Genomic DNA, 15,363 nt, shown 5'->3' with positions numbered 1-15,363 from the left:
AATGGAACTGAACAGACTGGCATATTGGTACGATGTAGAAATTGTATATGATCGTAGCGAGAGACCTCCGCGGTGAAGAGTTGGAAAAGGCACTGCAAAAACTCATTAAATTTCATTTTTCGTAAGGAACTCTTTACTAGAAAACTATGAGTACTTCCGAGCTTCGAGGAACTGAGCCCTTCGGGCTCAGCGTAAGGCTAAAGTCCATTTAATCGAGTTGCTTATTAAACTTAAATCTAGCCATATAGTTCGCACTAAAAATACTTATTAGAATCTATTCCTTTACAAGTAAATGTTTTTTATAATACAAGTATTAGGTAGGTGGCAGATTTAATTTCTTAAAGTTTTATATGAGTAAAGAAAATGTCGGAAATACAATTGCTTCGGATGTAAAGCAAGAATGCCCTAAAAACAATAGGGTTAAATTGAACGGATATACTGGTTATTCTTCATACATTTACTCATAATAAAATTGGTCAAGATGAAGAAAAAAGTTGTTCTTATTCAGGATGATGAAGATATCCTGAATATTATGGATGAGGTTTTGAAGGAAGAAGGTTTTGATGTTACTGGGTCTCTGACGATTGATCCTATCGAAAAAATTAATGAGATTGAGCCCGATGTGGTTATTGTAGATGATCACATCAAGGGAAAAAAGAAAGGATCTGCGGTTATTAAAGAATTAAAATCTGATCCTGAAACGCAGGACGTATCGGCCGTGCTGACCTCTACATCACCCGACTTATCTGAAAAGGCCAAAGCATGTAAAGCTGATGACTATATTGAAAAACCATTTGATATCGACCACATGATAGAAGTGGTTAAGAAAAACGCTTAACTGTATTAAAAATATTATTTATAGTTCTTGAATTTCTTCGATTGAAAGGCTTGTAGTTTTTGCAATGAGTTCGATTGATAAACCTTCTTTTTTTAAGTTTTTAGCAATTTCAATTTTTTCCTGAAGTTTGCCTTGTTCCAGACCTTGTTCCAGACCTTGTTCTAAACCTTGTTGTGCTGCCTGCTTCTTAGCCCAGTCCATACCGCCATTCCAATCAGATTTGGCTTTCAAATCTGATTCATACAACTCACGTTCCTCATTAGTCATTTTATTCATATTGTATTTTATATGTGTTTATTAATAATTATTTGTTTTTTATTCCGTCATCTCGAACGAGGCACGAGGAGAGATCTTTGTCCCCTGCAGCGTTAAAAGCTTTACTACCATCGTTGTATCTCTGCTGATAAGTCATCCCATTTAGGGTTTAAAGTATTTATCAAATCAACTTTCTTGCCTCTGCGCCATTTTTTTATTTCTTTTTCCCTTGCAATTGCTTCTTCAATTGATGGATGCATTTCATAGTAGATACAATGATGTAATTTATATCTGTTAGTAAATGATTTAGGATTTTTACCTACTTGATGTTCCTGTATTCTCGCTTGTAGATCGGAGGTAACGCCTATGTAAAATGTTGTTCTTAAATGATTTGTCATTATGTATATGCAACCTCCTCTATCCATGATGTATATAATTTACTCTTGAATATTTTGATATTCCAGGGTACAAAGATCTCTCCTGCCGTCGAGATGACGGGAATAGTGCATAATCCGTAAGCGGATCAATGAAACGTGCTTTTGTCATAAATAATAAGAATTAGTGTAGGCAAATCTCCTTCAGATTATTTATAAAAACCACATTTTCAAAACAAATTTATTTTATTTAAATATTTGATATACAGTTTAATATGTTGATTTTCTGAGCGGCATTTTGAATGGTGTTCTCGCCATTCTGAATTATTCGGTAGTGCTTATTGATCTTTGTCTTTATGAGCACTCCGTGGTTATTTTGCTCCGCAGCTACTGCGTGGTCAGTATCGCATTTGAATAGGTTTGAATGACGTGTGTACTGAAACAAGTTCAGCACAGGCTAAGATCATGAAATAAATTTGCTTCGCAGCTTCTTCGAGGTCAGGATGATGACCGTGTTATTACTAGAGTTGGAAGAATCCCTTCTAATTCCTTTTAGCAATAAAAACTATGAATTTATTTTTCTTTTAGTTGGTTTATGTGCAATAACTTATATAATATTTGTATGAGAAATTGCTTAACTTTAAGATAACGGGGGTAATACGTCATGGCTGTTTATAGCGCATATACTGATCAGGAACTGGTTGCTTTGCTAAAGCAGGGGGATGAGCTGGCATTTGACCGTTTGTTCCGGAAATTTTATCCGGCCTTGTGTTTCTTTGCCAGGCGGTATGTTCATGTTGCGGGATTGGCGGAGGAGGTGGTGCAGGATACAATGGTTAAATTGTGGCAGCGGCATGGTGATTTTGATAATTTTAATTCAGTAAAAGCCTTTTTGTACATCAGCATTAAGAATGCCTGCCTGGATGGTGCGGAAAGTGAGCAACGGAAATTGAACAGGGATACGAACTGGTATATGCAGCAGGAACATCTGGAGCAGGGTGTGGAAGAGCACGTTATACAGGCGGAGGTATTGATGGAGATCAGTCAGGCCATAGCGATGCTTCCTGAACAGTGCCGGAATATTATGAGGATGAGTTATGAGCAGGGCATGAGCGGGAAAGAAATTGCGGAGGCTATGCAGATTACGGTAAGTACTGTCAATAATCAAAAGGCAAGAGGGATATTGTTGCTCAGGAAAATGCTAAGTGCCAGGGGGCTGGCGACTTTGGTGCTTTTGTTTCAAAACGACTGGTGAGGGAATTAGATTTTGATGATTGTACAGGTTATTGTACAAGTATTTTTTTTTATTTAACTTTGAATACATTTTATGAATGATATCATGGAGATTACAACATACTCTAATTTTAGACAACATTTAAAAAGCTTTTTAGATAAGGTGTTTTTAGATCAAAACCCATTATACGTTAGCAGGACAAATGGAGAAGATGTTGTCGTGCTTTCTAAGTCTGACTATGAAAGTATGATGGAAACATTTCATTTATTGAAAAGTCCTAAAAATGCTTCAAGGCTTATGGAAGGGATTGAAGAATACAAAAAAGGCAAAGGAGAGGAAAGATCGTTAATTGAAGAATGAGAATTGTATTTCAAAGTGTTGCCTGGGAAGATTATCTGTACTGGCAACAAACTGATAAATCAATCTTAAAAAAGATAAATACTTTAATCAAAGAAATTGAAAGAACGCCTTACGAAGGCCAGGGTAAACCAGAAATGCTTAAGCATAGTTTGTCGGGATGGTGGTCCAGAAGAATAAATCTAGAGCATCGCCTGGTTTATAGAGTGGATGATCAATCGATCGTTATTTTGCAGTGCAGGTATCATTATTGATTATTTTAAGAGCATGCTAATCTTGTTAGACATTGACGGTGTTATGGTTCCTGCAAATTCATGGAGAAGACCTGAGTTTCATGAGGATGGTTTTCCTGTGTTTAGTGATAAAGCTGTGAATGCACTTAACAGGATCATTACCGAGACGAATGCTAAAGTTATTTTAACAACTTCTCATAAATCAAAATATAGCATAGCAAAGTGGAAGGCTATATTTAACCATAGGGGTGTTCAAATCCGTGGTATAGAAAAGCTAAGCAATAGTAAAATCATGTATGACCGAAAGGATGAAATAGTCACATGGTTTAATAAGAGAAAAGATAGCGATGTTGAAGAGTTTGTCATCATTGATGATGATAAAATGCTGAATGGATTGCCTGGTTTTATAAAAGAAAATTTAGTGCTGACCAGTCCTTCAATAGGGCTGACTGATGAACTGGCACAGGATGCTATAGATAAGTTAAAGCACCATAAAGTAGGTGGTGGTAAGTTTTGACACAATTTTTTGGGTATAAATTCAGTATATTGTATTGATAATCAGATAATTGTAAATATTTTTTTTCTAATTAACTTGGTCTTTTTGCTTGAAAGTGTGGAGCTTTGTTTTGCATCTCAAATGATGCTTGAAATAAAGCTATGAGCCAATCAATCAGAGAAGATAATAAAACTGAATTTAAAAGCAGGTTTTCCGGGGTGGATATAGAATTATCTACTATTGAGACATCATGGGATTCTTATCCTGCGCATGGGATAACACTGGCAGATTTGGATTTTAAGAAGATTGAACGCTTTATCGAAAAAGTAAATGAAACCGGAAGATTTGTTTTGGAGGGGAGTGTTTTAGAAAGCCTGGAAAAACTGAGCCTTATTAAAGGGCAATTGGTAACAAACGCTGCATGGCTGCTGTTTAATAAAGAAGGTACAGGTTATAACATTTACTTAGGTAGGTTCAAAACCCCTTCTCATATCATAGATGATAAAATGCATAACGGAACTTTGTTTGATATGGTCGAGACTATAATGAGATACTTGATCTCACAAATTAAGGTTGCTTTTGAAATAAAGGGTATGCCTACACAACGAACGGAGATCTTTGAATATCCTTTACCAGCTTTGAGGGAAATGGCCATAAACTGTTTGATACATAGAAATTACCTAAGCCCGATAGACGTGCAGATATGTTTATTTGATAACTATGTTGAATTTTATAATCCCGGCGGATTGGCAGGTAGTTTAACTGTTGAGGACTTGAAAAGAGATGATTATAAGGCTCATGCCCGTAATAAGCTGATAGCTGAGGCATTTTACCTAACAGGCGATATAGAGAAGTATGGAAGTGGTTTTTTAAGAATAAGGAAGGAAATATTGACTTACCCTACCATGAAATTGGAGTTTAGGGAAGCGCCTAATGGCTTTTTGAATAAGCTAAGTTATAGAGATCAGAAAATATTTACTAAGCCAGTGGAGTGAGTAAATATCTAAGAGTAGTGACTGAATAACAGTTGAACGATGGCAACAATCAATATTTTTTTTACAATCCTTTAGAGATTTGTTTGGTTGGTACCGTTTCTATATTAAATCGGGATTAAAAAAAGGGTATGACAAGCATTGAAAGTACATTTGGAATAGGAAGGCTGATTGCCAAACATCTTACGGATGCGCTTGATGCTGAAGAGCAGAATCAGCTTGATGCATGGCTTAAGGAAGATGAAAATCATGTGGAGGTGTTTAACCGGATTGTGGCACATGAAAGTCTGGCTGCGGCCTTGATTGAAATGGAACAGTTTAATACCGAACTGGCGCTGACAAATGTGAAATCAAGAATAAGTGAGCTGGATGAACGTAAGCCGGTAAGGTTGTGGCCAAGGGTTGCGGCGGTAGCAGCAGCAGTGGCGATGGTTGTGTTTGGGGTTTGGTTTTTTAACTATAAAGGTGAGATCCTTCGCGATGCTCTGGATGACAAAGGCGTGGTGGTGAATGATATTGCGCCGGGCAAAAACGGTGCGACGATTACACTTGCTAATGGTAAAGTAATTCAATTGAGCGATGAGAAGACTGGAGTAGTGATAGGGGATGATAAGTTAGCTTATAATGATAATACCGTCATCTCGAGCGAAACGAAAGATCTCTCGTCGCTGCGCTCTGTCGAGATGACGGCCAGCACCACCAAAGGCCAGACATATATATTCACATTGCCGGATGGCACCAAGGTATGGCTTAATGCCGTCAGCACATTAACAATCCCTTCCGACTTTTCGGGGACAGAGTCCCGAAAGGTTGAGCTGACCGGCGAAGCCTACTTTGAGGTGGCTAAGAATAAGAGACGACCGTTTATTGTAGAAAGCAATGGGCAGGAAGTGACAGTACTGGGTACGCACTTTAATATAAATGCTTATAGGGATGAAGGAGCGATTAAGACGACTTTGTTAGAAGGGTCTGTGCGCGTCGCTTCATTCCTGGCTTCATCGTCATCTCGAGGGAAGCGTAGCGACGAGAGATCTTTGAACTATACAAACGGAAAAGATCTCTCCTTACGTCGACATGACGGGCAGGGAGGAGAGAGTAGCATAATCTTAAAACCAAATGAGCAAGCAACAGTAACCGGTTCCAACCGGATAACCGTAAAAGAGGTTGAAGTAAGTGAAGCGGTGGCCTGGAAGGAAGGTAAGTTTAGCTTTAACCGTGAGGAGATGGGGGTAATTATGAAAAAGATAGCACGATGGTATAATATAGAACCAGTTTACCAGAATGGTGCAGACCAGGTGAAATTTACAGGTGCAGTTTCCAGGTATGAAAATATATCAAGTGTGATCAAGATGTTGGAATCAACAGATGAACTGAAATTTAAAGTTGAAGGAAGAAAAATTTATATCAGTAAATAATTAAATCAAATCATCGGGGTCTAACCAACCCTCATTATATCAATTAACCAAGGGGATAATTAACTAAACTAACCAGATGAAAAGAAACTTACAAAAGCGGGAATAGCCTACATCAGAGGGGTGACTTATATAACAAAGCCGAATAATGCTTCGAACACTATCCGGCAAGAGTTGAGTCAACCTGTCCCAAAGGGACGAAACAATTTGTGAACCGTTTATCATTAACTCAACTATCAAAGATATGAATTATACTTTGAAACCGGGTGTGCTGCGCTATTTTGGCCTGCCGCCTAAAATATTATTGATTATGACCTCGAAGCTTTTTCAGCTGAGAAGCCATAACGCTATAAAAAAACTATTACTTGTTATGAACCTAGTCGTAGTCATATTTTTTGCCTGTCTGATGCAGGTTAGTGCAAGTTCGCTTGCGCAGAGAATTACTTTGTCTGAAAAGAACAGCTCGCTTGAACAGGTTTTAAGAAAGATAAAATCACAAATCGGATATGAGATCTTATTTGCCAGCGATGTGCTGGACCAAACTAAAAATGTTACTATAAATATTAACAATGTGCCGTTGACAGATGGCCTGGATAAAATTTTTGAGGAACAGGCTTTAACTTATGAAATAAAGGATAATACGATAATTGTAAAACGTAAAACGCCCAGTTTTCTGGATTTACCTAAGTCTGCTTTTACTTTTGTTGATGTCCGCGGGAGGGTTTTGGATGAGGGAGGTAAGCCTTTGGAGGGGGCGACGGTGGTGCTGAAGGGTTCGAGTAGGACGGTGAAGACGGATGTGAAGGGTGAGTTTGTGATGGCAAATGTGCCGGATGATGGGGTGTTGGTGATCAGGTATGTGGGTTATAAACAATTGGAAATCAGCTTGAAGGATGCGGTTATACCTTTGGAGATTAAGTTGAATGTGGCTACCGGGGAGTTGGAGGAAGTGAAGGTTACTTATAACACAGGATATCAAAATATCCCGAAAGAGCGGGCTACTGGTTCGTTTGTGCAAATTGATAATAAAACCCTGAATCGTACTGTTTCAACTGGGATATTAGATCGAATTGCCTATTTGACTAGTAGTTTAAGAAAGGGTTTGAATGGGACTGGAGATGGTGATAATGAATCCGACATCAGTATTCGGGGAATAAGCACGATAAATGCTAATAGACGCCCTTTGATTGTTGTTGATGGCTTTCCATATGAGGAACAAGGACAAGCCTTCGCAACAAATACACTTCAGAATTTAAATCCAAACGATGTGGAATCGATCACGATATTGAGAGATGCAGCAGCAGCTTCTATCTGGGGTGCTCGATCAGCAAATGGAGTAATAGTAATCACTACCAAAAGTGGCCGGTTTAATCAGCAAACTTCTCTGCAATTTAATAGCAGCATTAACATTATTCAACGACCAGATCTTTTTAAAGCCAACATAATGTCATCGGCCGACGTAATTGATTTCGAAAAGAATCTGTTTGCCACAGGTGTCTACAATCCTTATGATGATCAATACCCCTCTTTTAATACTTATCCAGTTCTATCTCCGGTTATTGAAATATTATTAGCTCAACGACGTGGTGATATTTTGGAGAGTGATGCAAATGCACAACTACAAAAACTTGCTCAAAATGATCTCCGTAATGATGTTCTAAAATATTTATTGCGGCCTGCAGTAAATCAACAGTATAACCTAAATGTTTCTGGTGGGAATGAAAAAATGAGCTATTATGGTTCAATAGGATTAGATAGGAATCTAGAAGGTACTATGGGTAATGACAATACGAGGCTGACATTATATTTTAAAAATACTTACCGTCCAATCAAGAATTTAGAGTTAAATACTTATATCAATTACACACAGGGAAAAAGTAGTATTTCGTCGGTGGACCCTGCTCATTATTTTCCAGGCGGAACCAATTTTTTTACTGGCCCATATTTACAATTGGCCGATGTGGAAGGGAATTCTCTACGCGTTCTTCGTACTGGTGCTGGTTATCGTAGCGCTTATTTGGATACGCTTAGCACTCGGGGATTACTGGATTGGAATTATAAACCTCTTAATGAAATAAAAAATAGTGATAATACAAATGAAAATTTCACCTCTCGTTTTGGTGGCGGGATAAAATATATCATTCTTCCAGGAATAGAAATCAATCTAAGCGGGCAGTATGAACGATCTCTAATCAATAATGATAATCACCATACTATTGACTCCTATTTCACAAGGGACCACATTAATCGGTTTATGTTTTTAAATTCTCAGGGAGTACCGCAATATCCAGTCCCACTGGGAGGAATATTGGACATTACCAATAATATACAAGCAACTTATAATCTTAGAGGGCAAATTAATGTGAACAAAACATTTAATAGCCATAATATTTCTGCAATAACTGGTGTCGATGCTAGCCAAAGAGATTTTCAATCAAATATGAATAGATTATACGGTTACGATCCTAATACACTAGGTTATGCAACCAGTATGGATTTCGTAAATGAATATGCTGTGAGACCTGAATTAAATCCTCAAAGAATAGGGGATCAGAAGACGCTGAGAGGGACACTCAATAGGTTTTTGAGTTATTATGGCAATTTGGCATATACTTATAAGAACCGATATGCTCTTAGTGGGAGTGTTCGTATTGATGGAAGTAATTATTTTGGTGTAAAAGCTAACCGGCGATTTTCTCCTTTATGGTCGTTGGGAGCCAGTTGGGATATAATGCGTGAAAACTTTTTTGCCCCAAGTATGTTTTCTATGCTTAAATTAAGAGCATCATACGGCTACAATGGTAATTTGGATAATAGTATTAATACTTTACCTATTATTCGATATGGATTTCCCTCCAACCCTACATCCAGTTCTCCACCGCTTCCAGCAACAGTTATTGCCGGTAATCCTGGATTAACCTGGGAGAAGGTTGGCATTATGAATTTTGGTCTTGATTTTGGCCTAGTTGGTAATAGAATTAGTGGAAGTCTAGAGTATTATGTGAAGCATGCCAAAAATTTAATAGGAACGGTATTAGCAGACCCATCAATTGGTGTAAGCGAGTATAGAGGCAATACATCGAGTCTAAAGGGAAAAGGTTTTGATTTTAACTTGCAAGGAGTATGGTTAAGTAAAAAAGTTAGTTTTCAAACTAATTTATCTATTAGTTATAATACTGATAAAGTATCTGATTATTATCTGGATCCAACAATACTTGAATATGGAACTACCTATCTAGGTGGATATCCGATTATAGGCAAACCACTCAATAGTATTTATAGTTATAAATGGGCTGGCCTAAATCCAGAAAGTGGTGATCCAATGGGTTTTATAAATGGTGAGAAAGTACCTTTTGCCACTGTCTTAGGTTATGACGTAAATAACAAACCTAATGTTAAGCCGAATGATTTAGTATATCATGGCAGAGCTAATCCTTCTGTATTTGGAAATATAATAAACACAGTGTCCTATAAACATATTACATTGTCTTTCAATTGTGTGTACGGTTTGGGGTTCTACTTTAGAAGTCGATCTATAGATTATAATAGAGTACAGGATTACTGGTCGGGTCATGGCGACTATGCTAAGCGCTGGCAAAAACCCGGAGATGAATTAGCTACAAATGTGCCTTCATATAATCTTGATTCGCGATATCTATTCTACTCGAATTCTGAGGTGCTGGTTGAACGAGGAGATTATCTCTATTTACAAGATGCCAGATTGTCCTATCAGCTGGTATCAAAAACATCGAGCAAATTATTCCGGGATGCTCAATTTTTCATTAATGCAAATAATTTGGGAATGTTATGGACTGAAAATGATAAAGGTCTTGACGCGCGTGTAATTGGAAATTTTAATATTCCTAAGCCTGTTGAGGTAGCATTTGGTTTAAATTTAAATTTTTAGGAAAATGAGAACGAAATTTAATAATGTGATAAGCACAAGAATACCTTCTTTCTTATGTTTGATAATACTAATGTGCTTGACTCAGGGATGTAAAAAGGACTGGCTTGATGTTAAAGCGGATAAACAACAAGCCATTCCAACAACAGTTGTTGATATGCAAGCAATTTTAGATGATCGACTTATATACTCCAATTATTGTTTTGAATTGAATGAGGTGGCCGCTGACGCACATCACTATTCTGATCAAGTTTATCAAGGTTTTAATCCAGATTATTTACGTATTCAAAATGCTTACACTTGGTCTAAGATAGAATCATTCAACAACATGGAAGATTATACAGTTAAATATGCCGGTCATTATGCTCAAATATTTAGGTGCAATGTAATTTTGGAGGTAAAGCAGGGCAGCAATGATAATAGCGAATTTAAGCATGTACGTGCTCAGGCCTTATTTACAAGAGCAAGACATTACTACGACTTGTCCCAAACATTTGCAGTGCCTTATACTGTAGCGACGGCAGATCAGGATTTAGGGGTGCCATTACGTTTAAATACCGATAATACTGAGGTTTCTAAACGGGCAAGTGTTAAACAAACATATGAGCAAATTATTTATGACTTGAAAGTAGCCGTAAATGATTTGCCGATTGTTTCATCTTATCTAACACGTGGATCTAAACCTGCAGCATATGGATTGTTATCCAGGGTATATCTGACAATGGGAGATTATACGAATGCACTTCATTATGCAAATGAATACCTAACCTTGAAAAATGAACTGTTAGATTATAATTCACTTAATCCATCTTCGAATGTTATTGGTGTTAATATTGAAACTACTTTTTTTCAAAGCATCCTGGTTGGCGCTTACCTGAATACGCAGTATCTTATTACTCAAGAATTGTTTGACAGCTATGATGATAACGATTTGAGAAAGAAACAATTTTTTAGAATAACGGCCTCAGGTATAATCTTTAAAGGAGATTACTCCCCAAGTAGAACTTTTATGTTTACCGGAATAGCAACAGATGAAATTTATCTGATTAGCGCAGAATGTAAAGCTCGCAAAGGGGATATAGGTGGTGCTATGAAGGATTTGAATGACCTATTGCGAAAAAGATGGGCAAAAAACATTGATGGGACTAGCAAGTATGTTGATCAAACGGCGACTGATGAGACTGATGCTTTGAGAAAGATATTTGTCGAAAGAAGAAAAGAGTTAATCTTAAGGGGCTTAAGATGGACAGACTTGCGACGTCTAAACCAAGATCCACGGTTTGCAGTAACCTTAAAAAGAACTATAGCTGGAAAAGAGTATACCTTAGAGCCCAATAGCAGCGGTTATACTTTTCCTTTTCCAAAAGAGGCGGTGGAACGCTCAGAAATTAAACAGAATCCGGGCTGGGAATAGACCAGGTGGCAAAATTCCAAATATTTTATAATAAAAGCTAACATACAAATGAAAAAAATAGAATTAATGTTAATTCTGGTGCTTTCCTGTACCCAAGGATTCTCTCAAACCAAAGAAGGATCCACGACTGAAGCAGATGAGTTTTGGAAAACAATGCCAAGTTTCATTCCTTGGGGTAGTTTTCAAGGAAAAGCCATTGATACAATTAATGAAGTTCCAATATATGCTAAGTCTGAAGCAGACTTATTAAGACAATTTTATTTTAAACAAGAGATTTCTTATGAGCTGTTTGCCAGATATCTGAGAGAATGGGGTATCGTGTTTTGGGAAAAGTTTCCAACAGATCCCAGGCGCTTTGAATGGTTTAAAATGACCACAGTATATTATCCTCCGCGGTACTTTGCGGACATATCAGAGGGAGCAAGAATGATGGGCCAAATAAGGAAAAATAATGGAGTTGTAAGTATCGATACGGTAGCAAGAGACATATGGAAATCTCAATATGTTAAATTTAGAAATGAATTCTTAACATCTACGGAAGTGACAGATAAGGATAAGGAGGAGTTATTGCATAGTGAATTAGATTATCCTTTAAAGTACCATTGGAGAGCTAAAGTTTCTGATAAGCCAGATTTTAAGGATTGGTTCGAGAAAGCAAATTATTTCGTTAACAAGTATATACCTAATCTGAAAGATGCCAATCAAAATATTTCTTCAAGATTATTAATGAGCATGGCTAGTAGTTTTTTTCAACAAAAAGATGACTACGGCTTAAACGAAGACGACTTGAAATTGATCATTGATTTGTTTGAACATTCGGAATCAATGGTTTTCAAAAGGTTCTCTACGCAAATGAAAACACTACTGAAGCTTCAGGAAGAACCCTTGCAGATGGTAGCTAAAACCTATAAGGGTAGTGCATTCAATTTGAAGGATTATAGGGGAAAGCTGGTACTGGTGGATTTCTGGACATTAGGCTGTTCTGGCTGTATTGCTAAAATGCCGGAAATAGCAAGGGTTTATCAACAATATAAGTCTAAGGGGTTTGAGGTGATTTCTGCCTGCTTTATAGTGGGGAAAAATAGTAGCGGTGAAGAAATCTACAAAAATGAAAAGGACAAAATCAAGGAAGTTTATAATAAAGTTGGGGCCAACTGGCCAATGATTTACTTAGAGAGAACACCTGGGGAAAAGAAAAATATCATTTGGGAAACTTATGGGTTTGTTGGTGTGCCTCAATTAATGTTGCTGGATGAGAGCGGAAGACTAATTCACTACAATGGGGATTTGCTATTCTCAAAAGGTGGCCTTGAAAGGCTTGTGGAAGATCATTTTAAAAATAAAAACTAACAATTAAAATAGAAACTATGAAATATTGGAATTATTTACTGGTAGTACTTATAGTATTTGCTAGTTACTCAAGTCATGCACAAAAATCTCAAGGCTTTGAATTAAGTGGGGATATTTTGGGATTAAATGACTTAACAACAGTGTATCTTTTAAAAAACAATGAAGGTGGTAGTGGTATAGATACTATTTCAAAGATAAAGTCTAGGGGATCAAAATTTACATTTACAGGAATTGTAAAAGGGGGAGCAAATTTCTATTTCATTAAACTCGATTCCAATGTATCAAAGGAATTCAGTAATGCCTTATGGCTGATGAATAAAAAGTTAACTGTTAGTGGGAAATTGGATGATTTTAGAAATTTAATCTTAAAAAGCTCTGAAGCACAGGATACCTGGTTAGCTTTTAAGGATTTAAAAGGAAGAACTAATCCTGAACAAATGACTGCTATGGTAGATGAATTTATCCTTTCACATCTTAATTCATTATTTACTCCTTATATCATTGTAAACTCGAGCAATATTGAAGATATGTATCTGAAATTATCTGAAGATGCTAAAAACAGCTTTTGGGGGTTGAAAGTTAAAGAAAAGGTAAATCTAACTAAGTACAAAAAACTACCGGACTTCAATGTAGAAAACATTGATGGTAAAATTATATCAATATATCAAGCCATAAAAAACTCCAAATATACATTAATTGACATATGGGCGAGCTGGTGCAAACCTTGCAGGGAGGCTATTCCGGAAATGAAAAAAGTATACGATGAATTTAATAAACAAGGCTTTAATATCATTGGTGTATCAATTGACAAGATAGCAGTTGATTGGAAGAATGCAGTAAAAGAAGATGGCTCATCATGGATTCATGTTCTGGATCAAAAAGGAATTTTAAAGAATACTTTAGGATCAGTTGCGGTTCCATCGTACATATTGATTGACGAAAATGGTAATATAGTTCAATCGGAGCTTAATAGTTCAATTGAACTAACTCAAAAATATCCCGGTAAGTATTTCAGTCACAATTTGTATGAAATAATTGAAATGCTTTTTAAAGAAGAAAAAGGGAAATAGGATATGAAAGTAAAGAGCAACATAGGACTTGCATTTAATTTAATGATAATCTGCTTATTGACGAGCCTTCAAATGCAAGCTCAGGCAAGAAAATATTTCACAATCGAAGGCAATATTGATGGTTTGAAAGCCGGCAGCAAACTTTGCATGATTTTTAAAAAATATGGAAAGATCGATACGATTTCGAGATGCGTTAGTTCTAATGAAGGGTTTAAGTTTAGAAATGTTAGGCTCCCTATTGATTATCCTGATTTTTACATGATATGTGTTCAAACAGAATTTGTGGAGAATTTGAACTTATACTTAGATGGAGCAAATGATGTAAAAATTAAAGGTGAGCTGAAAAAATGGCCGAACGTGATTGTTGCAGGGTCAAAAACGCATGAAGATTTTGAACGTGCTAAAAAGATTCAGAATAAAATATGGGATGAGGATTTTGCTGTTAGGCACCCAAAGAGAACAGCATATCTAGATACCATTTTGATGTATAGTATTAAAGGTATGTATGCAGTTATGGACCAAATGCCTGATTCTTACTATTTGCCACAGATGCTTGCTAATTGGACTTTTACTTCTGAAAAAAAGGTTGTTCCTGCTGATATAAAGAAGCCGTTATATGATCGGTTATCACTAAATGCAAAAGATAGTCACTATGGAAAAATCTTGGAAAAACAAATAGTTGATGCTGCCAGAGTTCCGGAGTTAATTGCAAAATTAAAAAGTGGTACAGAAGGCTTACCTTGTATAACGACATTAACAGTTCTTGAAGAGCTTCGGAATAACCGTATGGTGAAAATAAACATCGAACGTGATCCTATGCTAAGTGGTAAGCTTACTGAACGTCAGCTTATTAGAAAACTAGAGCGAGGAACTTTAATAGTAAACTTGGCTTATAAGCCAAGCGATACTGCTTTGATACAAATAAATGCTACTACTGCTTATGTAATTGATGGAAGGGGAATTTGCGTTACGAATTATCATGTTGGCGAGGAGTACGCAGAGAATCCTTATTCGTCTTTTTCTGTAATGACTGTTGAAGGTAAAAGTTACCCGGTGATAAAAGTATTGTCTAGTTCTGAAAGTGATGATTTGATGGTTTTTCAGGTAGATACAAAAGGGGATAAACTCGTTACGTTGCCATTGGGAAATGTTGTGACTAAAGAGACAAAAATCCATGTAATGGGTCATCCACGAGGGAAATTCTATCAGTTTTCTTCAGGTTTCGTGACAGGGTATACTACTTCAGTATTGGCTCGTAAGTCATGTAATATAATGAGTATTACCGCTGATTTTAATGTAGGTAGCAGTGGCGGACCAATTGTGGACGAGTTTGGTAATGTAGTTGGGACGGTATCAAGAATCGATGGTGGAGGTATGAAGGTGGGGATTCCGGTAAGTGAACTTAAGAAGTTAATTGAATTTAAGAAATGATAA

Annotated in this window: 14 protein-coding genes; 12 read left to right on the top strand and 2 right to left on the bottom strand. The window is 36.8% G+C overall.

Annotated features, from left to right (window positions below):
- Positions 1-481 precede the first annotated feature (481 nt).
- The gene (locus R2Q78_RS03240; protein ID WP_316788825.1) at positions 482-838 is read left to right on the top strand and encodes a response regulator; all 357 of its coding nucleotides are present in this window, start codon (positions 482-484) and stop codon (positions 836-838) included.
- An 18-nt stretch (positions 839-856) separates the two neighbouring features.
- Here the strand turns inward: R2Q78_RS03240 and R2Q78_RS03235 are convergent, their stop codons facing one another.
- Both R2Q78_RS03235 and R2Q78_RS03230 read right to left on the bottom strand, forming a co-directional pair.
- Positions 857-1,114 (bottom strand): hypothetical protein, encoded by a 258-nt coding sequence (locus R2Q78_RS03235; protein ID WP_316788824.1) that lies wholly within the window; start codon positions 1,112-1,114, stop codon positions 857-859.
- 104 nt (positions 1,115-1,218) lie between these two features.
- Entirely contained in the window at positions 1,219-1,518 is a 300-nt protein-coding gene (locus R2Q78_RS03230; protein WP_316788822.1) for a GIY-YIG nuclease family protein, read from the bottom strand.
- A 613-nt stretch (positions 1,519-2,131) separates the two neighbouring features.
- Here R2Q78_RS03230 and R2Q78_RS03225 point away from each other — a divergent pair.
- The 11 genes from R2Q78_RS03225 to R2Q78_RS03175 all read left to right on the top strand — a co-directional run bounded on the left by R2Q78_RS03225 (position 2,132) and on the right by R2Q78_RS03175 (position 15,360).
- On the top strand, positions 2,132-2,722 hold the full coding sequence (locus R2Q78_RS03225; protein ID WP_316788821.1) for an RNA polymerase sigma-70 factor: 591 nt from the start codon (positions 2,132-2,134) through the stop codon (positions 2,720-2,722).
- Between the two features lie 84 nt (positions 2,723-2,806).
- Complete coding sequence (locus R2Q78_RS03220; RefSeq protein ID WP_316788819.1) at positions 2,807-3,061, top strand: type II toxin-antitoxin system prevent-host-death family antitoxin; 255 nt, start codon at positions 2,807-2,809, stop codon at positions 3,059-3,061.
- Positions 3,058-3,312, top strand: a complete 255-nt coding sequence (locus tag R2Q78_RS03215) for a Txe/YoeB family addiction module toxin (RefSeq protein WP_316788818.1) — start codon at positions 3,058-3,060, stop codon at positions 3,310-3,312. The genes R2Q78_RS03220 and R2Q78_RS03215 overlap by 4 nt, the downstream gene beginning before the upstream one ends.
- A 13-nt stretch (positions 3,313-3,325) precedes the next feature.
- Positions 3,326-3,808, top strand: a complete 483-nt coding sequence (locus R2Q78_RS03210) for an HAD domain-containing protein (protein ID WP_316788816.1) — start codon at positions 3,326-3,328, stop codon at positions 3,806-3,808.
- A gap of 140 nt (positions 3,809-3,948) precedes the next feature.
- Positions 3,949-4,782 carry an ATP-binding protein gene (locus R2Q78_RS03205; protein ID WP_316788814.1) on the top strand — a complete coding sequence of 278 codons (834 nt, stop codon included), beginning with the start codon at positions 3,949-3,951 and terminating at the stop codon, positions 4,780-4,782.
- A 128-nt stretch (positions 4,783-4,910) separates the two neighbouring features.
- A complete protein-coding gene (locus tag R2Q78_RS03200) occupies positions 4,911-6,194 on the top strand; it encodes a FecR family protein (protein ID WP_316788813.1) in 1,284 nt (427 codons plus the stop codon).
- 241 nt (positions 6,195-6,435) lie between these two features.
- Positions 6,436-10,098 (top strand): SusC/RagA family TonB-linked outer membrane protein, encoded by a 3,663-nt coding sequence (locus tag R2Q78_RS03195; RefSeq protein WP_316788812.1) that lies wholly within the window; start codon positions 6,436-6,438, stop codon positions 10,096-10,098.
- A gap of 4 nt (positions 10,099-10,102) precedes the next feature.
- Entirely contained in the window at positions 10,103-11,509 is a 1,407-nt protein-coding gene (locus R2Q78_RS03190; protein WP_316788810.1) for a RagB/SusD family nutrient uptake outer membrane protein, read from the top strand.
- 48 nt (positions 11,510-11,557) lie between these two features.
- On the top strand, positions 11,558-12,859 hold the full coding sequence (locus tag R2Q78_RS03185) for a TlpA disulfide reductase family protein (protein WP_316788808.1): 1,302 nt from the start codon (positions 11,558-11,560) through the stop codon (positions 12,857-12,859).
- Positions 12,860-12,876: 17 nt separating this feature from the next.
- On the top strand, positions 12,877-13,929 hold the full coding sequence (locus tag R2Q78_RS03180; RefSeq protein ID WP_316788806.1) for a TlpA disulfide reductase family protein: 1,053 nt from the start codon (positions 12,877-12,879) through the stop codon (positions 13,927-13,929).
- A gap of 3 nt (positions 13,930-13,932) precedes the next feature.
- A complete protein-coding gene (locus R2Q78_RS03175; protein WP_316788804.1) occupies positions 13,933-15,360 on the top strand; it encodes a trypsin-like peptidase domain-containing protein in 1,428 nt (475 codons plus the stop codon).
- The last annotated feature ends 3 nt before the right edge of the window (positions 15,361-15,363 follow it).

The sequence above is a fragment of the Pedobacter frigoris genome (assembly GCF_032678645.1).
Taxonomy (GTDB): domain Bacteria; phylum Bacteroidota; class Bacteroidia; order Sphingobacteriales; family Sphingobacteriaceae; genus Pedobacter; species Pedobacter frigoris_A.
This window is presented reverse-complemented; position numbering and strand designations above follow the sequence as displayed.